16 protein-coding genes are annotated in these 23,639 nt (G+C 35.6%); 13 read left to right on the top strand and 3 right to left on the bottom strand.

Annotated elements, in window-relative coordinates:
- Positions 1–287 precede the first annotated feature (287 nt).
- Positions 288–1,226 carry a hypothetical protein gene (locus IGJ66_RS10260; RefSeq protein ID WP_430616578.1) on the bottom strand — a complete coding sequence of 313 codons (939 nt, stop codon included), beginning with the start codon at positions 1,224–1,226 and terminating at the stop codon, positions 288–290.
- A 1,215-nt stretch (positions 1,227–2,441) separates the two neighbouring features.
- On the opposite strand from IGJ66_RS10260, the gene IGJ66_RS10255 reads away from it, so the two are divergent.
- The 4 genes from IGJ66_RS10255 (at position 2,442) to IGJ66_RS10240 (ending at position 9,422) form a co-directional block, all read left to right on the top strand.
- Positions 2,442–3,119: a DUF4767 domain-containing protein gene (locus IGJ66_RS10255; protein WP_430616577.1), complete on the top strand. Its 678-nt coding sequence runs from the start codon at positions 2,442–2,444 to the stop codon at positions 3,117–3,119.
- A 474-nt stretch (positions 3,120–3,593) separates the two neighbouring features.
- Complete coding sequence (locus IGJ66_RS10250) at positions 3,594–6,581, top strand: DEAD/DEAH box helicase family protein (protein WP_430616576.1); 2,988 nt, start codon at positions 3,594–3,596, stop codon at positions 6,579–6,581.
- A gap of 46 nt (positions 6,582–6,627) precedes the next feature.
- Positions 6,628–8,217, top strand: coding sequence for a type I restriction-modification system subunit M (locus tag IGJ66_RS10245; protein WP_430616575.1), 1,590 nt, complete (start codon positions 6,628–6,630; stop codon positions 8,215–8,217).
- Positions 8,214–9,422, top strand: coding sequence for a restriction endonuclease subunit S (locus IGJ66_RS10240; RefSeq protein ID WP_430616574.1), 1,209 nt, complete (start codon positions 8,214–8,216; stop codon positions 9,420–9,422). The genes IGJ66_RS10245 and IGJ66_RS10240 overlap by 4 nt, the downstream gene beginning before the upstream one ends.
- 46 nt (positions 9,423–9,468) lie before the next feature.
- Here the strand turns inward: IGJ66_RS10240 and IGJ66_RS10235 are convergent, their stop codons facing one another.
- Together IGJ66_RS10235 and IGJ66_RS10230 are read right to left on the bottom strand one after the other, a co-directional pair.
- Positions 9,469–10,398 (bottom strand): site-specific integrase, encoded by a 930-nt coding sequence (locus tag IGJ66_RS10235; protein WP_430616573.1) that lies wholly within the window; start codon positions 10,396–10,398, stop codon positions 9,469–9,471.
- An 81-nt stretch (positions 10,399–10,479) separates the two neighbouring features.
- Positions 10,480–11,697: a restriction endonuclease subunit S gene (locus IGJ66_RS10230; RefSeq protein WP_430616572.1), complete on the bottom strand. Its 1,218-nt coding sequence runs from the start codon at positions 11,695–11,697 to the stop codon at positions 10,480–10,482.
- Positions 11,698–11,862: 165 nt separating this feature from the next.
- On the opposite strand from IGJ66_RS10230, the gene IGJ66_RS10225 reads away from it, so the two are divergent.
- The 9 genes from IGJ66_RS10225 to IGJ66_RS10185 all read left to right on the top strand — a co-directional run bounded on the left by IGJ66_RS10225 (position 11,863) and on the right by IGJ66_RS10185 (position 23,636).
- Positions 11,863–12,336, top strand: coding sequence for a YbaK/EbsC family protein (locus IGJ66_RS10225; protein ID WP_071869175.1), 474 nt, complete (start codon positions 11,863–11,865; stop codon positions 12,334–12,336).
- A 3-nt stretch (positions 12,337–12,339) separates the two neighbouring features.
- Positions 12,340–12,792 (top strand): MarR family winged helix-turn-helix transcriptional regulator, encoded by a 453-nt coding sequence (locus IGJ66_RS10220; RefSeq protein WP_067482753.1) that lies wholly within the window; start codon positions 12,340–12,342, stop codon positions 12,790–12,792.
- Between the two features lie 264 nt (positions 12,793–13,056).
- On the top strand, positions 13,057–16,080 hold the full coding sequence (locus IGJ66_RS10215) for a polysaccharide lyase 8 family protein (RefSeq protein ID WP_430616571.1): 3,024 nt from the start codon (positions 13,057–13,059) through the stop codon (positions 16,078–16,080).
- A gap of 545 nt (positions 16,081–16,625) precedes the next feature.
- Positions 16,626–17,243, top strand: a complete 618-nt coding sequence (locus tag IGJ66_RS10210) for a YitT family protein (protein WP_067482749.1) — start codon at positions 16,626–16,628, stop codon at positions 17,241–17,243.
- Between the two features lie 9 nt (positions 17,244–17,252).
- A complete protein-coding gene (locus tag IGJ66_RS10205) occupies positions 17,253–18,254 on the top strand; it encodes a LacI family DNA-binding transcriptional regulator (RefSeq protein ID WP_067482748.1) in 1,002 nt (333 codons plus the stop codon).
- Positions 18,255–18,726: 472 nt separating this feature from the next.
- A complete protein-coding gene (locus IGJ66_RS10200) occupies positions 18,727–20,067 on the top strand; it encodes an ABC transporter substrate-binding protein (RefSeq protein WP_067482745.1) in 1,341 nt (446 codons plus the stop codon).
- Positions 20,068–20,142: 75 nt separating this feature from the next.
- Positions 20,143–21,033, top strand: a complete 891-nt coding sequence (locus IGJ66_RS10195; RefSeq protein ID WP_067482743.1) for a carbohydrate ABC transporter permease — start codon at positions 20,143–20,145, stop codon at positions 21,031–21,033.
- On the top strand, positions 21,023–21,847 hold the full coding sequence (locus tag IGJ66_RS10190; RefSeq protein WP_067482741.1) for a carbohydrate ABC transporter permease: 825 nt from the start codon (positions 21,023–21,025) through the stop codon (positions 21,845–21,847). The genes IGJ66_RS10195 and IGJ66_RS10190 overlap by 11 nt, the downstream gene beginning before the upstream one ends.
- Before the next feature lie 22 nt (positions 21,848–21,869).
- Entirely contained in the window at positions 21,870–23,636 is a 1,767-nt protein-coding gene (locus IGJ66_RS10185) for a glycoside hydrolase family 35 protein (RefSeq protein ID WP_067482739.1), read from the top strand.
- The last annotated feature ends 3 nt before the right edge of the window (positions 23,637–23,639 follow it).

The raw sequence follows: 23,639 nt of genomic DNA, 5'->3' as shown, positions 1-23,639 counted from the left end.
ATTTGGATAAAAACTAACACCAATCCCGAAAAATCATTAGAATTTCATGGTACCGTTTCAAACTATGAACGTGGATATACCAGCATTTAGAAGCTGTTGAGACTTGTAGACAACACGCACTTTTTGCTGGAAGGGTCTGTGGGGTAAAAGAACAAACAAGAAGCCAAGAATGCTATAGTAGCAGCATTCTTGGCTTTTTGTTTGCCTCCAATTTTATCAATTATCTCCTGAAAAATCTTAAAATAGTATTACTTTAAGAGAGAAATTAGGAGGGCTAAATAAAATTTTTATTGTGATTGATATTCTTTCCACCAATCTTCTTTTTGATACTCAAGTAAACGTAGCTTCCCATCAAAAAGTACTTGGAAAACTCGTCTATCCTTACTCAAGGTTCCATCAGGCCCACTTACATTTGGTGGAACTAAGAAGAATGCTAGCTCTCCATAATTAGTTACTGGATTAGTTCCGTGTACACGTACTTCAAAATAGCCATTTGTTTTTTGCGGCATATCAGATGCTTTTATTTCATAATTTCCGTGGGAAGTAATCCCATCCCAATAACCATTTGCAGATAGTGTAGGGAATACAGTAGTTCTATTATTATAATAATCATCTGGGGCATAGCCACCTAAAGTAAATCCAGAGTCTACAATTTTTTTGTTGAAATAGTCACTTGAAAATTGACCAGCAAATGGAGAGAGGTCTCCCTGTAAAACAATTTCATAGTTTTCATTTTCTTTTGGTTTTTGTTTAGTGAAGACCATTTTATGAGTAGGGTCACCGTCTTCCATAATAATTTCAATATCTGATTCATTTACATACGTTACGAGCACATGAAATCCAGAATATTCATCAGATTTTTTCATTGGTGTTTTTGATTGTTTTTCCTGACCTGAATTTTCCCAATTCGTTTCAAAGGTAGCATTAACATCACCTTCTAAAGTTGAATAAGATACTTCCCACTTATTTCTGCTTAATAATTTTACACTTGCAGTATCACCTGATGTAGTATAAAAAGTTCCAGATATATCGATGAATTCCATATCTGCTGCTGGCTTATTTGGTTGCGTCATCTCTGTAATTTGCTCTTTATTAGTTGTTGAACTTTTTTCTTGTGTCTCTTCTGTAACTTGAAGTTCATTGTTATTACTTGCTTTTTGTGTTGCAGAACATCCTACAAGACCTCCTATAAGTGTACCTATGAATATCAGTAAAACCTTTTTCAATGTAATAACTCCTCTGCTAAAGATGATGATAATACTCATTTTTTTATTTTTAAATAATATTCATTTATTTAATTTTATCATATGTTTTAGGGGATAGACTCTCTAAAAAAGAAGAGTGACATTTTATAGGCTAAGTGTGCGTGATAAAATAAGGGGGAATAAGCTTAGTGACAATAGTCAAAAAGGCTCAGTAGGCTAACAGCCATTTTACTTAAATCATTCAAGAAATAGTAAATAAAAAAACCCAAGGACTCGAAAATATTTTTATATTTTCGAGTCCTTGGATCTTTTTGTGGGGATGATATGTAAGATAACTTCACTGGTGATGATTTATAAGTAACTATTTTGATTGATTTTAGTGATAATCATAAAGAAAAGAATAGTGTTTCTGTACGACCAACTATAGAAGTAAATTGCTAGAGAATTCTTAATAAGTATATGAACAAGTAATTTCAGTGTTTTATGAGATATTTAAAAATGTAACTAGAAAAATAACTATGCAAGTAACTGTCATATACATAATGTTTTCAAATTTTCGTGTCTTTGTTTTGAAAAATAAACCAGGCTTAGTTGAAAAAAAGTTTCCGCGGTATTTGATTGGACTAAAATTTCCTATTAATATCCCTACGTACAAGAGAAAAAATGGCCAGTTTGGTGTGATTCCTCTATCTAAGAATGCCCATACTAGCGAAATTCCATAGATTATAAACTGAATGAGTGTTACAATGAAAAATTTTTTATTGCTATTTTCATTATCCAAGTTTTATTCCTCCATATCGTTTTATGTCATTTTACCATTATCATTTAAGGTTACACAAAAAGTCTTTGATTTATTTCAAGTATAACTGAAAAAGCTAGCGGAACCGACTTTGATTTTACTTGAACCAAGAGCGTAGTTACTGAATTAATTGCTTATTTTATTGATTTTAATAAGTGAATCAGAAAAGATATCTGACAAAAACTATGAGCAGAAAGAACTTATTTTTCAGAGCAGAATTACTATAGATCCTTAATAGATAAGTTGTTAATTATTTATTATTGTGACAAGGATAAATTATGAAGGAAAGAACAAGTTGTTTTGTCTTCATTATTACCTTTTTCAAATCAGCATAAGTTTTCACTATTTACAAGTCGTAGGTAATTGTAGTAATAGATATAGTTCGTTATAATAACTTTGTAATGATAAAATAAAGTTATTTTATGAGGAGTTATAAAATGAAAAAAGTATGGATTACCAGTTTGCTGTTCGCAGCATTGCTATTGACTGCTTGCCAAAAAAATAGGGAAGTTATTTCTACATCATCATCTACAATAGCCACTAAAGAAACAAGCATGTCGTCTACAGAGCATTCATCTGCCAAGAAAGAAGTAAACTCAATATCTACTTCTACGGAATCAGTTAGTGAGGAACAAGAGATTTCGGAAAGTAGCAGTTCTTCGATTAAAGAAAGTCAAGTGGTGAATATTTTGTGGAGTGAGGCTAAGGCACAACAATTAAACACATTTATGGCTAGCTGGGGACAAACTATGAAACAAAGTTATAAAGAATATGGTCCCGGCAATAACGTTAATTTATATGGCTTACAGCTTCCTGATACGGTTCTTGCTAACACAAATGGCTGGCAAGCGACAGTCAATAATGTGCCAATTACTTTAACTTGGTCAGAAAATGGCGAAGCAAATGCTGGCTATGCGTTAGTAGCGGTCTATTCTGATGTGGAGACGCAAGCATCATTAGCTAAGCATGTTTATTTCTTTACGATTGATGCGGGTGTTCCTAAAGTCTTGGTGACGAGCCAGAATCAAGGAAATCCTGACAATTATTTATATTTCAAAGAGACAGAGAACCAACAATTGAAAGATGGCTTTACTGAAATTGTGGGAAATGTGTAAAGAGAAAATTTAAAATTTTTTGACAAAAAAATAACTTAAAGTGGCTTGTTGATAAGTATAAGCCTGTTTTTCTAGAAACTTAAAAATCTCATGAACTTGTTAAGTACAAAAGAAAGCTTAGATATAAAATGAAAAGTATAAGCATTATGATATTTTACCTTAGGCATGAGTAGTAAAAAAAAGAATAAATCATTAAAAAGTTTGAAGAGCTAGAACTATCGCTGACGTGATAGTTCTAGCTTTTTTATGTAATCCTAGTTAGTTCTTCAAAGTTTTTCTGTCTACTTACTCAAATGGCTTAGGTGAAGAGTCTGTATAATGCAGTACGCGGTCAACATTCTAAAACTTTAAATAACAATCTATAATTCATGATATAATAAAAGCGTATATTAATTACTTACGCTGGAACTGTGTATAAGTGAAAACGTTGAAAAGCAGATAGTTAACAAGTAAAGGATGAAAGGAAGTATTTAATTGGCAGAGGCAAAATTTGAAGAGGCATTGATTGCAAAGCTGGAAGCTGAAGGCTGGACTTATCGAAAAGATTTTTCCAATGTTAGTATAGGAAAGCTTGAACAACATTGGCGGGATATTTTAAATGAAATTAATGCGCATAAATTAAATGGAAAATTGTTGTCAAATGTTGAATTTGGATTAATTCTTCAAGAAGTACGACGTATTCGAACACCTTACGATGCACAACTTTTATTGGTAGGAGCAGGTGGAGTTGGTTCAATTCCAATTACTCGTGATGATGGTTCTAGCCTAGAAGTTGAAATTTTTTATGAAGATGATGTAGCAGGCGGTCGTTCTCGATATGAAATTGTCAATCAAGTAACATTTGATGATCTACCTAAAGGATTAACGACGAAAAGAATAATTGATGTAGCGTTACTCATAAATGGGATTCCTGTTGTTCATATCGAAGAAAAAGATGAACATTTGCAAAATCAATGGCACGCATTCGAACAATTAAAAGGCTATCACGGAGATGGTTTGTATGAAGGGCTATTTGCATTTGTACAAGTACAATTTATTATGAGCCAACATTCAGCACATTATTTTGCTCGACCAAATGCATTTGAAAACTACAACAAGACATTTGTGTTCGGCTGGCGCGATGAAAATAATAAAGATATAACGGATGCCTTTGAGTTTGCTAATCAGGTAATGGGGATTCCCGCCTTACATCGCTTGGTCACTGTTAATATGATTCCAGATGCATCAAATGATAACTTGATGGTTATGCGTAGTTATCAAATTCAAGCAACAAGAGAAATTTTACAACGAATGAAAGAAATGGCAGCAAACGATTTGATTCAAAAGGAAGGTGGGTATATTTGGCATACAACCGGCTCGGGGAAAACGGTTACATCTTTCAAAGTCGCACAATTGTTAGCCGCAGCTCCTAGAATTCGAAATGTATTATTTATCGTCGATCGCGTGGATTTGATTGACCAAACTCTTGAAAATTTTAAAGATTTTGCCTATCTGCATTTTAAGAAACGTATTAAAAAAGTTAAAGGCCGAGAATTGAAAAAAGAATTAAAACATAAAGGTGCATCACAAATTTTATTGATCTCTGTTCAAGGGTTAACGAAAGCTGTTAAACAAGGACTAAAAAACGATGAATGGAACGTTATTCTTATGGATGAAGCACATAGAAGCGCAAGTGGTGATTCGGTACGATTAATCAAAGAAGCATTTAAAAAAACTACGTGGTTTGGTTTTACAGGAACCCCTAATTTTTACAGTGATGAAATAAATGATGTGAAAACAACTAGAGATGTTTCAACACATGATATCTTTGGAAAACGATTGCATACATATACGATTAAAGATGCAATTGGGGACGGTAATGTTTTGGGGTTTGACGTTTCATATTTCAAACCACATTGGGTGATTGAGCATGCTCAGGACGGGTTTTCAGAAAAAGAATATGAAAAGGAAGTCTATCAAAGTGATAGTTATCGCCAAGAAGTAGTGCAGGATGTTCTCGATAACTGGAAGAAGACATCCAGTGGCGCATTGATTGCAGGAAAACGTGAAGAAAATGCTTTTCAAGCAATGTTAGCTGTTTCCGGCAAGCAAGCTGTTATTCATTATTACAATATTTTTAAAGAGAAAGCACCAGATTTAAATGTTGCAATGACATTTTCTCGAGATGAATCAAATGAGTATGGTACCAAAGAACAAAATGAGGCATTGAAGAAAGCTATTGAGAACTATACGAAAAAGTTTAATGTACCAAGCATTTTAGATGCTAAAGATCCTGCTAGAGCTTATATGGTTGATATCACTAAACGTTTGGCACGTAAGAAACCATATAATCAAGGTAAAGAAGATGAACGATTAGATTTAGTGATAGTATCTGATCAATTGTTAACAGGATTTGACTCGAAGTATATCAATATGATCTACATGGACAAAATGCTTAAAGAAGGAATGCTTATTCAGGCAATGTCTCGTACAAATAGAACTCTAGATCGCAATAGTAAACCTCATGGTAAAGTACGCTTTTACCGCCAGGGAGATGAGATGCAAGGCTTTGTTGAAAACGCATTGCGCATTTATACAAAAGGTGGAAATGATACACTCCAAGAGGCAGAAGAAGAGACCGGAAACCAGCTTCCCAAAGATTTGGTTACTGATGATATTTTGGCTAAACCACAAAGTCATCAGATCATTGATTTAGAAGAAGATGTTTCCAGACTAAAAGAGTTAGCAGGCAATGATTTTAGTCAAATTCCACGAGGACAAAATAATCTAAAAGAGTTTGTAAACATAGGTTTGTCTACACAAAATAAAATCCAACGATTAGTACAACAGGGGTATGAATTGGGGAGCGAAATTGAAGAATTGAATGAAAAATGTGAACCAACTGGTAAGATGGTTCGACTTAATATTTCAAGTATAGAAGAATTTGGTGCATTACAAGCTCGATTAAATGATGCTAGGGAAAAACTACCTGAACCAGAACGTCCTGATTTAACTGAAATTAAAATAGGAATTGAATTGTATAGTCATCAAATCATTGATTACGATATGTTAGTGGAACTTTTGAATACATTCATTGATGAACAAACTGAACCAAATAAAGAAGCAATCAATAAACATATTACACCGATGGATGATGAAAGCCGTAAAGAAATTCATGCGATTGTGGATGACATTGAGTCTGGAGAAATTACTACACACTTTACAGCAGAATCTCTTCAAAAAACGCGAAAGAAGTATCGCACAGAACTTCGAGAATTAAAACTTCGCCGTTGGGCAGCCAATCAACATGTCAATGGTAACCGGATTGTGGAAGCTTTTGATTTATTTTTACCTGGACATAACTTGATTGAAAACCAAAAATTAGCAGATCTTCTGCACGAAATCGAGGAGGAAGAGAACATCGGATTCTTTGAGTCATCAGATTTTGAAGAATCAGTAATGAACTTTTTTAATTCTTTGTAGAGAGTACATTTTAATTTTGAAGACTGAGTGAAAGAAGGAAAGACTAATGGCGTTATCAAATGAACAACAAACAAAAGTGTGGGGGATGCTTAATCAAACACGAGGACAAATTGGATTAACAGCATATAAAGATTATATATTTGGCATCTTATTTTATAAATATCTATCTGAAAAGGCGACACGCTGGCTAGAAAACGTTTTACGTGGAGAAACTTGGGAAAGTATTTATTCTCAAGATCCTGCTAAAGCGCTGGATTACATGAACAAGAATCTTGGCTATGCCATTCAACCAAATGATTTTTTTGAAGATTGGAAGAAAGCAATTGACGGCGATCGATTTAATATTGGAATGATGACGGACTCCTTTGGCCATTTCAATCAACAAATCGCATTTAACGCAAAGGGAGATTTTGAGGGGATTTTTGACGGCATGCGTTTTGATAGTGCTGATTTAGGTGCTAACGCACAAGCACGTGCTAGTGTAATGATTTCAATGATTGAGCTACTGTCTTCGCCAGAATTTGATTTATCAGGTGGTGAAGATACGGTTTCAGATATCTATGAATACTTAGTTGCCCAGTTTGCTACGGTACTAGCTTCTGATATGGGACAGTATTATACACCAAAAGAAATTTCAGATGTAATGGCTCGAATTTTGACACACGGACGGGAAGATAAAGAGAGCTTCTCTATTTATGATCCTACAGTAGGATCAGGTTCTCTTTTACTTACAACAGCTAGTTATATGAAAAATTCAAATAGACGTGGAATGATTAAGTATTTTGGTCAGGAAAAAGATGCTACGCCTTACCGACTAGCCAGAATGAACTTGATGATGCATGGTGTTGAATATAATGACATTAATATCAACCATGCCGATACGCTTGAGAGCGACTGGCCAGACGGAGTAGTGGAAGGAAAAGATTCTCCACGAATGTTTGATGCGGTCATGGCTAATCCACCATACTCAGCTCATTGGAATAATAAGGATCGTGAAGATGACCCACGGTGGCGGGAATATGGAGTTGCTCCAAAAACAAAGGCAGACTACGCATTCTTGCTACACTGCTTATATCATTTAGAAGAGAATGGTCGTATGGCAATTATTCTGCCACATGGTGTGCTATTTCGAGGGGCAGCAGAAGGACGAATTCGTAAGGCGCTAATTGATAAACATCAGATTGAAGCAATAATAGGCTTCCCTGATAAGTTATTTTTAAATACATCTATCCCAGTTTGTGTCTTAATTCTAAGAAAAAATCGAATGGATTCAGACGTTTTGTTTATTGATGCAAGTAAGGAATTTGAAAAATTAAAGAATCAAAAACGCTTACGCGCAGAAGATGTTGAAAAAATTGTTGATACCGTAGTTAACCATAAAGAAATTGATAAATATTCTCATATTGCATCATTAGAAGAAATTAAAGAAAATGATTACAATTTAAATATTCCTCGTTATGTGGACACTTTTGAAGAAGAGGAACCAATTGATTTAATAGCGCTAAGTAAGGAAATAGTTACATTAAATACTGAGATTAAAAAAACTGAAAGTGAGTTTTTAGCGTTGCTAGATGAATTAGCTGTAACGCCAGAGACAAAAGAAATAATTGAAGCTACGAAGGCGGTGTTTCGATGAAAGATGAGAGAAAAAATGCCCCTGTGATTCGATTTGATGGTTTTTTTGACGCATGGGAACTGCGTAAGCTAACAGATATAGTAACACGTGTTAATAAAAGTTCAAGTGACAATGAATTACCTAAAGTAGAATTTGAGGATATTTTTGCTGGAGAAGGTCGTTTAAATAAAGATGTATCTACAAAGTTTGATAATCGAAAAGGAATTAAATTTGAATCTGAAGATGTTTTATATGGAAAACTTCGACCTTATTTAAAGAATTGGTTACTGGCTGATTTTATAGGTGTAGCATTAGGTGATTTTTGGGTTTTTCGAGCAAAAGAAAGTATTCCTAGTTTCATTTATGCTTTAATTCAGGCTGATAAATATCAAAAAGTTGCTAACGATACAGCAGGAACAAAGATGCCTCGTTCGGATTGGAAAAAAGTTTCAAACACAGATTTTTTAATTCCTAAAAGTATTGAAGAACAACAAAAAATCGGCGTCTTCTTCAAACAACTGGATGATACTATCACCCTTCATCAGTGTAAGATAGATGCTCTAAAACGGATGAAGAAAGGCTTCCTACAGCAGATGTTCCCAACAAATGAAGAATCGGTTCCAAGGGTACGGTTCGCTGATTTTGAAGAAAAGTGGGAACAACGTAAGCTGTCCGAGCTTGCAGAGTCATTTGAATATGGATTGAATGCTACTTCGACTGATTACAATGGAGAAAATAAGTATCTTCGCATTACAGATATTGATGATAACAGCCGAGAATTTATTCAAGATGGTTTAACTTCGCCAGATATTGATTTAACTTCAGCAGATAATTATAAACTTCAAAAAGGCGACGTACTTTTTGCGAGAACTGGAGCAAGCGTCGGGAAAACATATCGTTATCAAGAAAAAGATGGTTTGGTTTACTATGCAGGTTTCTTGATTCGAGCTCGAATTAAACCAGAATTTGACTCTGATTTCGTGTTTCAAAATACATTAACCGATAGATACAATAACTTTATTAGAATAACATCACAGCGTTCTGGTCAGCCAGGTGTTAATGCAAAAGAGTATGGTGACTTTCAAATTTCTGTTCCAAATTTTGATGAACAGAAAAAGATTGGAAAGTTTTTCAAAAGCATTGATGATTTATTCACCCTTCATCAAGATCAATTGAACAAACTAAAAATCCTAAAAAAAGCTTACCTCCAAAACATGTTCATATAAAGCAATCCCCATCCAGCTTCTACCTTAGCTTGATGGGGATTTGCTATCACATCAACATGGATAAATGTCGGATAATTTTATCGTTATCCTGATTTTCTAATTCTTGAATAATATGCAGATATGTTTCCTGAGTCGTCGTCATACTAGAATGTCCCAAACGATTTGCAACGCTGGCAATTGAAACACCCGCAAATAACAGTAAAGATGCATGAGTATGTCGCAAACTATGAACTGTAATAATTGGGATGTTTGCACGAGTGCACAATACTCCCAAACGATTATTAATAGTGGAATTGAATACTCTACTCTTAACAAAAATTGGTTTATCTGGTTCTTTCGCTTTAATTAATTGTGAAAATTGCATGGCTAATTGCCAGTCGATTTGAATTTTTCTATTGGATGATTCATTTTTTGTTGGTTGGAAAGAGCCAATTGTCTTTTTATAATTCCAAGTTTTATTAATGTCTATTTTTTGTTTGGAAAAATCAAAATCTAAAGGTGTCAAAGCCAATGCTTCAGAAAAGCGAAGACCTGTTTTAACGACTAACAAGATAAACCAATCCCAATTAATTTCTTCTGTCAAATTCAGCTCTTTTAATAAAGCTTGAACTTCAAATTGATTTAGAAATTTTGCTTTTTTAGGTCGAGGAGCTTTTCCTTTAATAACGATTTTTCTTGTAGGGTTTTGCGTAAGAACACCCTCATCCACTGCATCTAAAATAGCACCTTTCAAATGATGATGAAAATCCATAGTAGTCTGCTTCTCATGGGTAAGCGCATAATCATTTAACAATTGTTGATAGCTATATCGATCTAGTTCCTTTAGTTTTAAATTTGGTGCAAGTTCTTGTAATTTTTGTTCGACTACATAGTATTTTTGTAAGGTAATAGAACGAATAGCTCCCACCTTATAGAGATTCACCCATTCTTTAAAATACTCATGAAACATTTGCTCTTTTCTTCTTTTTGCTTTCATAAAAAACCTCCCAGATAATTGATAGATGAGTACATCATCTTTGTTTATTATCTAGGGAGTTAGTTGGAGTGTAAATATTGCTTAGATGAACATGTTTTGAAGATAAGCTTTTTTTAAGGCTTTGAGTTGGTCTAGTTTTTGTTGGTGAAGGGTGATGGCTCTTTGGATATTTGAAAAGAACGCACCAACTTTCTTCTGCTCTTCAATCATTGGTACTAAAATCGGTGTATGGAGCATTTCGTCTTTATTCACAAATTTTGTAGCGTTGCCTGTTAGAACAGAGTCAAAATAGTGTTTTTGATTTAACTGATCGATCTGAAGCTGAATAAATTCAGCTATTTCGGGTTTCTTGAGAGTAATTTTTAAGATGTTCCAAGCCACCAAAAATTCACTTTCATCTCGTACAACTGTTGATGGACCAATAGTTCCAATATTCGCAAACAGAATATCATTTTCAACGGGTACGTATTTTGGAAAATAATTTGAATATCGCTCTTTGTCTAAAAAACGTGCCTCATCAAAAGTTACAGCTCCACCTGTAATGTGTTTCGCTTGAAGAATTGGGGTACCTATATCTGAGTACTCAACTTTATCTCCAGCAGTATTGATTCCTTGAAATACTGCTGCAGTTACGTTTCCTAACTTACTCAGTTCCCACTTTTCTTCAAAATCAGCAAACCGTACCCTTGGAACCGATTCTTCATTTGTTGGGAACATCTGCTGTAGGAAGCCTTTCTTCATCCGTTTTAGAGCATCTATCTTACACTGATGAAGAGCGATGGTGTTGTCGAGTTGTTTGAAAAAGGTACCGATTTTTTGTTGTTCATTTACTCTTTTGGGGATCAATGTAGTCATTTTTGCGAATTCTTTCATCCCAATTCCTTTTGCAGTTCCACCACTTGAATTAGCTTGTAACCTTGATTGAAATATTGGACTTCTCAATAATTGTGCTAAATAATTATTGTCCATTTTATCTGGATTAACTTTAAAAGCTACTGCGCGTTGATTTAAAATGTAACCATTATTATCAGGTATTTGAGCCACATTACCCAAGGGAGCTTCTGTTGTAAATACAACATCTCCTTTTTCAAGTCTTCTGTTACCCATCCATCTCTCAAACAGTTGTTGAGATCCATACTTCGCTTCAACTGCCATATCGATATAACCATTTTTAACATTTAAAGCTGATAGTACAAGGTAACCAGAATTTCCCCATTCCATTCCAAATTTTTTAGGACTTTTCCCTCTATAATCCAAGACATCATTCACGTTATCCAATAACTTACGCTGTTCCCACACGTAAACCAACAGTATATAAGAAAATAGTTTATTATAATATACATTTTAAAACAATCCAAAAATCACCAATCCATCAATGAAAAAATGTTGATTTTTCAACAAAAAAGCGTTAAGTTTATAACTAGTTAATGTAGAATTTTCAACAATTTTGAGGAGTGAGCCATTTTGATCAATTTAGAAGAAGTATTTAGTCAAGCACACATTGATTTTGAGTTATATAATCATCGCGCGATTTACACCAATGAAGATGCGTTAGTGGTCAAGGCAGAGCAAGGATTCTCTGGCACAGAAACCAAAAGTTTATACCTAAAAGATAAACAAAAGAATAACTATATTTTTCTGACTTTCACAACGAAAAAGAGTGATTTTAAGCGGTTAAGTAAGCTGATTGGCAAAAGAGTATCAGTTGTTTCTGCGGAAATGATGGAAGAACAAACGGGGCAAAAACCTGGAGCCGTATCACCTTTTGGCTACGAAGCACATGTTCCAGTGATTATTGACGAAGAGTTATTGGCACATGAAAAATTAGTTTTCGCACCAGGACGTCCAGATCAAACCATGGTGGTGAAAGTAGCAGACTTAGATAGAATAATTGAAGTGCTTAATTTGGAAACCTATCTATTGCCTGCAGAGGAGTAAAAAATGTCTGAAATTTTAAGAGAAATTGGAATTATTTCCCGTTCGTTATCATACATCAGTAATGTTGAGTTCAAGGAATTAGAGCTAAACAAAGAACAATATCTGTACTTAACAAGAATCTATGAAAATCCGGGTATCATCAATGATGCAGTAGCAGAGCTGGTCAAGCAAGACCGGACAACTGTCTCGAAGTCTGTTCAAAAACTTGTAAATGCTGGTTTAGTTCGGAAAGAAATTGATGCTGAAAATAAAAAAATTCGTCGATTATATGCAACTGAAAAAGCAGAAGCATTTTATGACTATTTAAAACGTGAGGAAGCCTATTCAGAAAAAGCTGCTTTACTCGATCTTTCAGCCAATGAAAGAGAAACTTTGTTAAAACTATTGAAAAAGGTGAGTAAAAATGTTGATGAAGAGTGGCTGTTTGTTAAAAACGGCAATAAACGAATCTATTAGGTTTTTCTAACAATAAAAGAGCCAAACAGGAGGGTAGTCTGTTTGGCTCTTTGTCTGTAATCAATGTTCTGGACGGATATAAAATAGCTTAAAATCCGTATTTTACGAAAGAAACTTTGGGGGGAGAAGTAGTTTAGTGAATTATCTTATATGTTTACTAAAAATAAAGTCTATGCTATCATGCTTTTTGAAAACGCTTTATTTAGTTGTGTTGCGATTGGATTAAAGGCAGATGCTGTGGGTAAGTCATCTAGGAGGTATTGGATGAAAAAACGGAAGATGATTCAGTGGTTATCGTTAGTGGGAAGTATCATTGTTATTGGTATGTTTCAGAGTACAACAGTAAAAGCAGCGGAGATTTTTGAAACTAATTTTAGTCAAGAAAAAGGGAATTGGTTAGATATCAAAGGGACTTCCAAGACTAGTCTCAGTGAGAATCAATTAGTTATTAGTAATACAACACAAGGCACTTCAATTGAATCTGTGAGTATTTTACAAGATGCACCGTTAAAGAAAACTGGCGAAGTTGAGATAAGCTTTCTTTATGAAGGACAAAAAAACTTTGGGGTGATTTTTAGAGGTAGTGAGACTGATTCAGCGACTTGGCAATCCTTTGCTTACAATGGAGATGGGGACTGGCAGCTAGGGCAACCGGGTGGAAAGTGGATTACCACAATTAAAGGTTCACCATTGGTCAAAGGAAAAACATATCGTTTGTTGGTGCGCTATGAAGAAAAAAAAATTATGGCTTATTTGAATGGTCACTTGTTATATGAAAATCAAGAAGTCAACTATCCTAATGGCAATGGAAGCATTGATGGAGATTGGCAAGGAAAAATTGGTATTCGTCTTTTTGGTGATCGTGTGACGTTGAAGGTAGTGGCGTTAAAAAATGGGGAGATTGGTTCAATTCCTTTAGATCCTGAAGAGTCAAATGATCCAACAGAGGCAGAAGCAAAAGAGTTGCAACAAAAATGGAAAACCAATCTTGTTGGTGATTTTGAAAAAAATCCTGAATTGTTAAATGATCCAGATGTTATTGCGTATACGCAAAAGCTGTCAGAACAAGCGAATGAATTATATGGGAAACTAAATAAAGAATCCAGTCGCACATATTTGTGGGAAAAGGTAGCTTCAGACACAGCCTCAGCAGATATAACAACGCAATTTGCTAATCTTTCTGTTTTGGCTCGGGCTTACGGGACACAGGGAACGGCGCTTTACCAAAAGCAACAGGTAGGAACGGACATTGTCGAGGCGCTTGATTTTATGGTAGATGTTCGAAAATATGATGGGAAAAAATATCACGGCAACTGGTGGGATTGGCAGATTGGTGTGCCACAAAAATTTATTGATATTCTAATGATTATGAAAGACGAACTGACACCGGACCAATTAGCGAAATACACGCAAGTAATTTCACGATATGTTCCAGATCCCTATAAACAATTGTATGGTAAGCCACAAGGAACCTTTGTTGATTTGCATTTTATTCCCAATTTCCAAACGACAGGAGCGAATCGGACGGATTTAGCGTTAACGATCATGGGCTTGGGTATTTTACAAAAAAATGGAGATAAATTAAGTGTTTCCGGAGAAAGTATCAAAGAAGTTTTTGCACTTGTGACAAAAGGAGATGGATTCTATAAAGATGGCTCGTTTATTCAACATGGGGATATTCCATATACTGGTTCATATGGAAATGTTTTGGTGAAAGGAACAAGTAAGATTTTAGGAATTTTAGCCAATTCAAAATGGAATTTACCAAAGGATGTAACAGATTCTTTTGTGACAAACGTGAATAATGCATTTATTCCGTTAATTGAGAAAGGTGAAATGATGCCAATGGTGAATGGGCGTTCAATTTCGCGGGCAACTTCGACAAAAACAACTGGTTTTGGTTCACCAACAATGTATAATTTGTTGCTAGTATCAGAATTTGCAGACCCATCAGCAAACAGTCAATTGAAGGAAAGTGTCAAGTATTGGTTGAAGGAGAATCCAGCTTATTACTATACCAACGCACGTGATTTCAAGGATTTATTGTTAACGAAACAGGTGATGAGCGATGAAACGATTCTTGGAAAAGAAAAACCGTTTCTAGGAAGCAAATTGTATGGTGCAATGGATCGTTATGTGTATGCCAGCGGTGATTTTAGTGTGGGACTTAGCATGTACTCGAATCGAATTTCTTCATTTGAGGCAGGTAACAAAGAGAATAAACGAGGCTGGCATACATCAGATGGCATGCTGTATTTATTCAATCAAGACCAGCAATATGGGGAAGGCTATTGGCCGACGATTGACCCATACCGATTACCTGGTACGACAGTTGATACAGTCAAATTAGCAGATGAAGTGAGCTCATTTACGACGGTGCGTTCTTCAGAAAAACAAGTAGGTGGTGCAACAGACGGGGAAAATGCCGCTATTGGAATGGCGTTAAACAAAGCAGGTACGAAAAATAACGGTACGGTTTTACCAATGGATCTCAAAGCACAGAAATCTTGGTTTGTATTTGATGACCAAATTGTTGCATTAGGATCAGGCATTCAAGGGACGACGTCAGCTTCGATTGAAACAGTGATTGAAAACCGAATGCTTGATTCCAACAGTACGTACCAGTTGTTGACAAATCAAGGTGAAGTTTCCAGCAACGGCGAACAAACGATGCAAGCAAATGAGTGGCTCCTATTGTCATCTTCACAAAAAAATCAGAGTATTGGATATTACTTTCCTCAAGAAGAAACAATTACTTTGGTTAAGGAACAGCGTACTGGAAAATACAGTGATATTAATGAAGGTTTCCCAAACAGTCAAGTGTATACGGAAAACTATCAAAAAGTTTTGCTTAACCATGGTCAAAAACCAATCGATGAAAAGTATGCGTATGTTCTTTTACCAAATACAACAAAGCAAGGTCTTGAGAATTATGCAAAACAAAATCGAATCGAAATTTTATCAAATGAAAAGGCAAATCAAAGTGTCAAAGATACAGTCACTGGAATAACAGCAGCAAATCTTTGGGCAGCCAATCAAACGGTGGCAGGAATTACCTTTAGCCATCCGGCATCCGTTTTGTTGAAAGAAGAATCAAATAAGGCGAAGGTAACCGTTGCTAATCCGCTACAAACGAATGAAACACTGACGTTGAATTTTTCAAAAGCAGTTAAAACAGTTATTCACGCAGATGAAAATATAACAATTAGTGAAGATGGAAGAAGTGCGCAAGTTCAAACAGCAGGTATGACAGGAGGATCTAGTCAGTTGGAAGTTGAGTGGGAATAAAAGGTTGTGGCGCCAAGCGTTCAGCTCCAAAAAAATAATGAGCAACTGGCAAAAATAGCATTTCATATTTTTGGACAGTTATGAATTATTTTGAGGAGTTGCTTGGGGAACACCGTGAATGAGGTTGTGGCGCAAAACGTTCAGCACCGACAAGATAGCGAGTAAGCACTCAAAATGGCTCTTCATATTTTGAAGTGAATAAAAGCTATGTGGAGGAGTTATTTCGGCATAGGCGTTCACTATTTTGAAATAGTCACAACGTAAGGGTAATTTACTAGCTAATGGCCACGCAAAATGATGAGCTACTGTAAAAATTTATTGATTTAGTTGCTGCAAATCGTAAACAGTGAGAATAGCAGGAAAGACTGAAGTTAAGAAGGAAGAACGGGTTTGCGCTCGTTCTTCTTTTTTTTATGTAAAGATAGATGGTCAAAAATATTTAAATTATTTTACTGAATTTTCACTAAACTATTTGAAAAAATAGGTGAATCAATGGTATAGTCTACTAGAATAAAATGAAAGCGCTTTGTTAGGAGAGAGTATGAATGCGAAAAGCTGTGATTCAAAGTAAAATAACGACAACAGAACAAAAAAATATTTTAAAGGTTATTGTTGGAAATGTTTTTTTAGGGTTTGCTTACGCAAATTGGATGAAACCGAATAATATTATCAATGGAGGCGTGACAAGTGTCGCGATGATTTTAGAAAAAATCTCGCAAATACCGATTTTTTATTTAACCTCTGGTGTAACAGTCTTGCTACTGATTTTTTGTTGGTTCTTTCTGGGCAAAGGGAACTTTCTCAAATCAATCGTTAGCAGTATTTGCTACAATCTGTTCTTTACGATGTTTTATTTGCTTAAACTCAATGTGCAAATCAATTTGGTTGTCGATTTTCTTTTTGCTTGTATTTTTATCGCGATTGGGTATTATTGCTGCATTTCCGCGAATGCTTCTACGGTAGGAATGGATGTCATTGCTTTAGCAATCAATAAAAAACATCCAGAATTTAGTATTGCCAGAGGAATCCGTTACATCAATGTGATGGTACTGGCTTTGGGATTTTTGACTTATGGGGTAAAATCAGTAGTGATAGGTATTTTGTTCAGTTTACTGAACTCGTATATGTTAGATTTTTTATTAAAACGAAGGATTGAAGAATGAGGTGCTGACATGGCAACAATTAAAGACATTGCAGATTTAGCAAGCGTTTCTAAGACGACCGTTTCTAGAGTATTGAATTTTGATCAAACATTATCGGTAAGTGATGAAACGAAAAAACGAATTTTTGAAGCAGCAGAGAAACTAGAATATACCAAATATAAACGGAATCGCGTAATTGATAAAGGAAAAATCGCAATCGTTCAGTGGATGACGGAAAAAGATGAACTAGATGATGTATATTATCTTTCACTAAGAATGAGTGCTGAAAAGAAGATTTTGGATGAAGGCTATGAGATTGTGCGCTATTTTTATAACGATACACGCATATTTGACGAAGAGGTAATTGGGATTATTTCGATTGGCGAATGTACTCCAGAACAACAACAATCATTAATTGATTTTACAGATAACTTGGTTTTTGTTGGAATGGATATTCTTTCAACCAAATATGATTCTGTCTCACTAGACTTTGATCAAGCTGTGAATAGTGTGATTGATTTTTTCTGTGCGCGTGGCCATAAGAATATTGGGTTCATTGGTGGTTTGGACTACGGCAAAACATTACCTAATCATCCTGTTGGAAAAGATAAGCGAACAATTGCTTTTGAGAAATACACGAGTTTACGCGACGTGTATCGGGAGGAAAATGTATTTCAAAGTAGCTTTGATGTCGAAAGTGGTTACGAGATGATGAAACAAGCAATCGTTACCTTAGGGCAACAGTTACCAACGGCATTTTTTATCGCAAATGATCCTTTGGCAGTTGGTGCATTAAGAGCATTGCTAGAATCGGGAATCAAGGTACCTGAAAGGGTATCGTTAATTGGGTTCAACGATACGAGTGTTGCTAAACATATTTTTCCAACGTTGAGTTCAGTTAGAATACATACAGAACTGATGGGCGAAGCAAGCGTGGAGTTACTGTTGGAGAAATTAGAAACTGGCAGACAAGTAGCTAAAAAATTAATTATTGCGACGGAACTCAGTTTGCGTGGAAGTACAGGCGATTAAACTGGATTAATGGTTGATTATTTGTTTCACTGTTTAAGCGGATGAACAGGAAAAGGTAGTGACACAAAGTGCTTAGCTTCAGGTAATAAGGAATATTTTCTAAAAATAGCTTCCCGGAGTTTTAAGAAAGGAGGACTTATTACCGAAGAAGCTACTTGGGGAACACCGAGGGAAAAGGTTGTGGAGCAAAACACTTAACTCCGATGAGATAGCACCCCAAATAGCTAATTCCTATTTTGAAGTGCTTGCAAGCTAGGTGGAGGAGCAGTTTTGGGACACCATTCACTCGGAAACCAGAGGTATGACAATGTGTTTGTCATACCTCTTTTTTATTTAAAAAGACCCTATAAAAATTAATTCCAATAAGTTTAGTGAATAAAATAAAAAAGTTCACTAAACTTATTGACCTTTGACTAGCTTTCGTGTATTCTACGAATGAATAAAGCGTTTACAAAAATTTAGGAGGTACTTTATGAAGTACAAAAAATTGTTGAGCGGTGCTTTAGGATTATTGGCAGTAGTTAGTTTGGCAGCTTGTGGTGGCGGTGATTCAAAAGCAGAAGCCGGGGCAGATTCTGCTAAGGATTTGGCAAAAGAAGAACGCGTGAAAAAAGCAAGTATCGAGGTCTATGTTCCAAAAGGCAAAAATACCGATTATTTGCAAAAATCCATTGAGCTTTACAATCAGAAGTATGATACAGAATTGGAATTGAATCCAGTAGATGTCGCACCTGCCATCCCGATGGTTCAAAAGGTAACGCCAAAATTAGTTGCAAACGAAAAAATGCCAGATTTGATTTTCTTGCAAGATAGTAATGCTGGTTCGGTTTTTGACAAGTTTGAAGATTTGTTTTATTCATCTGAAGACTTTGGCTTTGTAAAAGAGTATGGCAAAGATTTTTATGATGCAAAAATGAACATGTTGGGGAATATTGCACCGTCGAAAAAAGTATTTGGTTTTCCTAATGACTGGGGAAATGCGTGCATGTTCTATAATGAAACCGCTTTTAAAGAAGCCGGGATTGACGTAACAACTATCAAAAATTGGGATGAGTTGATTGATGCAGGAAAGAAATTAAAAGAAAAAACGGGTAAAAAGCTATTATTCATGCGTGATACAGGAGAATTAGATCTTGTTAAATATTTGACGGAACAACAAGGTGTGTCTCTATTTGATAAAAATGGAAAATTGAATTTATTAGATGATGCTGTTAAAAAATCGTACGAAATCATTCAAAAACTTCAAGATGAAGATTTAGTGGCCTATGGTAATTCAAAAGATTATACAGTGATTGGACAAGAGTGTGGCGTAATCTTTGCCGGTGGCTGGTTGGCTTCTTATCAAGCAACGGATTATCCAGATGATGCAGGAAACTGGCGAATCAGTGCGATTCCTGCGGTGGACGAATCGAAAAACTTTTCACCAATGAGTGGTGGTTCTAGCTATTATGTACCTAAAAAATCAGATAATGCGTTAGCTGCACTACAATTCATTACCTTTGCATTAACGGATAAAGATGCTTTAGATGCTTATATGGAACTAAGTGGTTTGCCTGCAAACGTGACTGCTTATCAAAGTGAAGTTGCTCAAAAAGAGTTTCCTTATTACGGAAACCAAAAGATTTTATTGACGCTAGATGAAATTAGTCAAAATAGTATCAAGGGTTACGCATTCCCTTACTCAGCAGATTTAGATAATTATATTGAGGCTGCAAGCTATGACATCAAGAATAATGGCATGTCTGTTGATAAAGCATTGAAGAAACAGGCAGAAGATTTTGCTTCGAAATACAACGTAGAAATAAACGAGTAAATGAAACGGGTTAGGATAGTGAGGGCTGCCATACTGTCCTAACCTATTTTTAGAACAGAAAAGGAGCATCTGGACATGGAATTTCCAAAAAAGAAAAAAGGCATTACGAATTATTCCCGAACAGCTTACATCATGTTGTTGCCATTTTTAGCATTTTTCATCATTACTTTATTGATTCCAGCAGTGATGTCATTAGGATTTAGTTTTTCAAAAGTATCGACATCCATTGATTTTATTGGTTTAGATAATTTTACAGCTATTTTTAAAGATCCATTGTTTTTTAAATCATACTTCAATGTATTCATCTTTATGATTTTTTCAATTCCGATTACGATTTTCTTTGCTTTGATTTTTGCTGTTTTGTTGAATAAGCCAACGATTAAAGGAAAAGGTTTTTTCCGAACAGTGTATTATTTACCGGCAATCACATCGATTGTTGCTGTGTCATCCGTATTTTTAACTTTTTATAATCCAACAGGTTTGTTCAATACCGTGTTAACAACTTTGGGAATGGAGCCGATTCCTTGGCTAACGGATCCATTTTGGGCACGAGTATCCATCATCATTATCTCAATCTGGTTGAATGTTGGGTATTACACAGTCTTGTTTTTAGCTGGATTGCAAAATATCTCTTCAGAAATTTATGAGAGCGCGGATATCGATGGAGCAAATAGTTTCCACAAGTTCTTTAAAATCACGATTCCTTTGTTAAAACCAGTTGTGCTGATGGGAATGATTCTTTCGACAATCAATGGGTTAGGTGCTTTTGAAGTGCCAAACATCTTATTCAAAAATGGATTTGGACCAGAATCTTCTGCAGTAACAGTTGGTGTGAATTTGTATAAAACAAGTTTTGAAATGGTTGATTTTGGGAAAGCTTCTGCGATTGCCTGGACGATGGTAATTATCGCTGCAATCCTATCAATCATTCAGTTTATTGTAGGAGGAAAAAACAATGAAGCGTAAATTGAACCCTTTACTTATTTATTTCGTTTTGCTGATTGGTTTAGTGATCTTTGCTTTACCTTATGTTTATATGCTCATTGCTTCAACACAATCGAATGATGTCATTTTAGGGGAAAAAATCAATTTTACGATTGGCCCACATTTTTTGAAAAACCTCGGTGAGATACAAGAAAAATATAATTATATCCGAGTCTTATTTAATTCAGCTGTCATCACATTGGTAGGGACAGCACTTTCGACGATTGTCACAACGTTAGCTGGTTATGTTATGGCAAAATACCGGTTTAAAGGTAGCAATCTTATCTTTAATTTAGTGATGGTTTCGCGAATGATTCCAAGTTTTGCTACATTGATTCCTACCTTCTATATTTTAAGTAAGTTTGGTTTAACGAACACGTTTGCCGGGGTAATCATTCCGAGTGTTGCTTCGACAACTTCCGTATTTATGATGCGTCAATATGCACAGCAGTTTCCCAATGAATTGATGGAAGCTTCCCGGATCGACGGTGCTAGTGAGTGGACGATTTTTTGGAAAATTGCTGTTCCAGTGTTGACACCAAGTATCATTACGACAGCGTTACTGACATTTATGGGCTACTGGAATTCTTATTTGATTCCGTTGATTGTTTTATCCGATTCAAAAAAATTCACTGTACCATTAATTATTCAAAACATGACACAAAACAATTACGATCCTTTGAATTATGGTGCGCTGATGGCGGTCTTAGCAACGTCAGTTATCCCGATTGTCTTTCTTTATATGTTTTTACAATCAAAATTCAAGTCAAATGGTCTAGACTCTGCAATCAAATAAGAATTTTAGGAGGAACTGCAGGATGAATTTCGAAGTCAAAGAAGAATTTTACGTGGATGGGCAGCCAATCAAGTTGATTTCTGGTGCCGTTCATTATTTTAGAATTGCCCCGACACATTGGCGTCAAACGTTACAAAATTTGCAAGCAATGGGCTGTAATTGCGTGGAAACGTATATCCCTTGGAATTTACATGAACCACAAAAGGGAACGTTTGATTTTACTGGGATTGCGAATGTAACTAAATTCTTAGATATTGCAGAAGAATTAGGTTTGTATATCATTGTTCGACCAAGCCCGTATATTTGTGCAGAATGGGATTTTGGTGGGTTGCCAGCTTGGTTATTGGCAGATCCAAGCATGCGTATTCGCAGCCAACATCCAGGTTATTTGCAGGCGGTGAAAGAATATTATCATGTATTATTACCAAAATTGGCGCCATATCAAGTTACACGTGGAGGGCGTTTGTTGCTTGTTCAAGTAGAAAATGAATATGGTTCTTACGGCGAAGATAAAATGTATTTAAAATTTTTGGCAGAGGAACTCCGCCGTTACTTTGATGTTCCTTTAGTAACTTCAGATGGTGGCTGGGAAGAAGTTTTAGAAGCTGGAACTTTACCACAAGAAGGTATTTTAGCTACAGCAAATTTTGGTTCTGATGCAAATGAAAACTTCAAATGGTTACAGAATTATCAGGAAAAAAATGGACTGAAGGAACCTTACATGTGCATGGAGTTTTGGGATGGCTGGTTCAATTCTTGGGGGAAACCAATTATTCGTCGTGATCCACAAGAAACAGCAGAAGAAGTACGCCAAGTGTTAAAAAAAGGGAGTATTAATTTCTATATGTTTCAAGGTGGCACAAACTTTGGATTTTATAATGGTTGTTCAGATGCAGGAGCAACCAATGAACCACAGATCACTTCTTATGATTATGATGCGCCATTAACAGAATGGGGTATGCCAACAGAAAAATATTTTGCTATTCAAAAAGTTATTCAAGAAGAAGTACCAACAGCTAAAATTTCAAAACCTGTTTATCCAAAGACAATTTACTTAGGTTCTTATGCAGTTAAGGAAAGTGTCAGTTTGTTTTCTGTTTTGGAAGAAATCAGTGAACCGATAATCAATGACTACACCTTACCAATGGAAAAAATCGGACAAAATTTTGGGTATACTTTGTATCGTAGCCAATTATTGAACAAACGTCACATTGCCAAAATGAAAGTTGTTGATGGTTTGGATCGTGTGCAGTTTTTCATGAATCAGCAGTTGATTACAACCCAATATCAGGCAGAATTAGGGCAAGAGTTTGCATGCGAATTGACTAAAGAACAAAATGAATTGAGTTTGTTGGTTGAAAATATGGGCCGAAATAATTATGGGCCGAAGTTAGTTGCAGATAGTCAACGAAAAGGGATTCGAAGTGGGGTGATGGAGGATATTCATTACATCTCTGATTGGGAACATTATCCGTTAGAATTGCAACCGGAGCAGTTAGATAAAATTGATTTTACCAAAGCGACAATCGCGAAAACACCAAGTTTTTATAAGATTGAGCTATTGCTAGAGGAAGTTGGAAATACGTTTTTAGATTGCAGCAGTTTTGGTAAAGGTGTTGTTTTCGTGAATGGGGAAAACATCGGGCGCTATTGGCAAGCAGGGCCGACCCAGTCTTTATTCATTCCTGATTTCTTTTGGAAAAAAGGGATAAATGAAGTCATTATTTTTGAAACAGAAGGTGTGCCAATCTATGAAATTCATTTTTCTGAAGCACCTATCATGGCATAGGAG

Origin of the sequence: Enterococcus sp. DIV0176 (assembly GCF_050528535.1) — a bacterium.
GTDB classification, from domain to species: Bacteria; Bacillota; Bacilli; order Lactobacillales; family Enterococcaceae; genus Enterococcus_B; species Enterococcus_B thailandicus.
Note: the sequence above shows the minus strand (reverse complement) of the source record. Positions and strands in the feature narration are given on the sequence as shown.

Bases quoted from the DNA above. Each gene is read 5' to 3' on its own strand.
- IGJ66_RS10255 (WP_430616577.1), top strand. From the start codon at position 2,442: ATGAAAAAAGTATGGATTACCAGTTTGCTGTTCGCAGCATTGCTATTG.
- IGJ66_RS10245 (WP_430616575.1), top strand. From the start codon at position 6,628: ATGGCGTTATCAAATGAACAACAAACAAAAGTGTGGGGGATGCTTAAT.
- IGJ66_RS10240 (WP_430616574.1), top strand. From the start codon at position 8,214: ATGAAAGATGAGAGAAAAAATGCCCCTGTGATTCGATTTGATGGTTTT.
- IGJ66_RS10235 (WP_430616573.1), bottom strand. From the start codon at position 10,398: ATGAAAGCAAAAAGAAGAAAAGAGCAAATGTTTCATGAGTATTTTAAA.
- IGJ66_RS10220 (WP_067482753.1), top strand. From the start codon at position 12,340: ATGTCTGAAATTTTAAGAGAAATTGGAATTATTTCCCGTTCGTTATCA.
- IGJ66_RS10215 (WP_430616571.1), top strand. From the start codon at position 13,057: ATGAAAAAACGGAAGATGATTCAGTGGTTATCGTTAGTGGGAAGTATC.
- IGJ66_RS10210 (WP_067482749.1), top strand. From the start codon at position 16,626: ATGCGAAAAGCTGTGATTCAAAGTAAAATAACGACAACAGAACAAAAA.
- IGJ66_RS10205 (WP_067482748.1), top strand. From the start codon at position 17,253: ATGGCAACAATTAAAGACATTGCAGATTTAGCAAGCGTTTCTAAGACG.
- IGJ66_RS10200 (WP_067482745.1), top strand. From the start codon at position 18,727: ATGAAGTACAAAAAATTGTTGAGCGGTGCTTTAGGATTATTGGCAGTA.
- IGJ66_RS10195 (WP_067482743.1), top strand. From the start codon at position 20,143: ATGGAATTTCCAAAAAAGAAAAAAGGCATTACGAATTATTCCCGAACA.
- IGJ66_RS10190 (WP_067482741.1), top strand. From the start codon at position 21,023: ATGAAGCGTAAATTGAACCCTTTACTTATTTATTTCGTTTTGCTGATT.
- IGJ66_RS10185 (WP_067482739.1), top strand. From the start codon at position 21,870: ATGAATTTCGAAGTCAAAGAAGAATTTTACGTGGATGGGCAGCCAATC.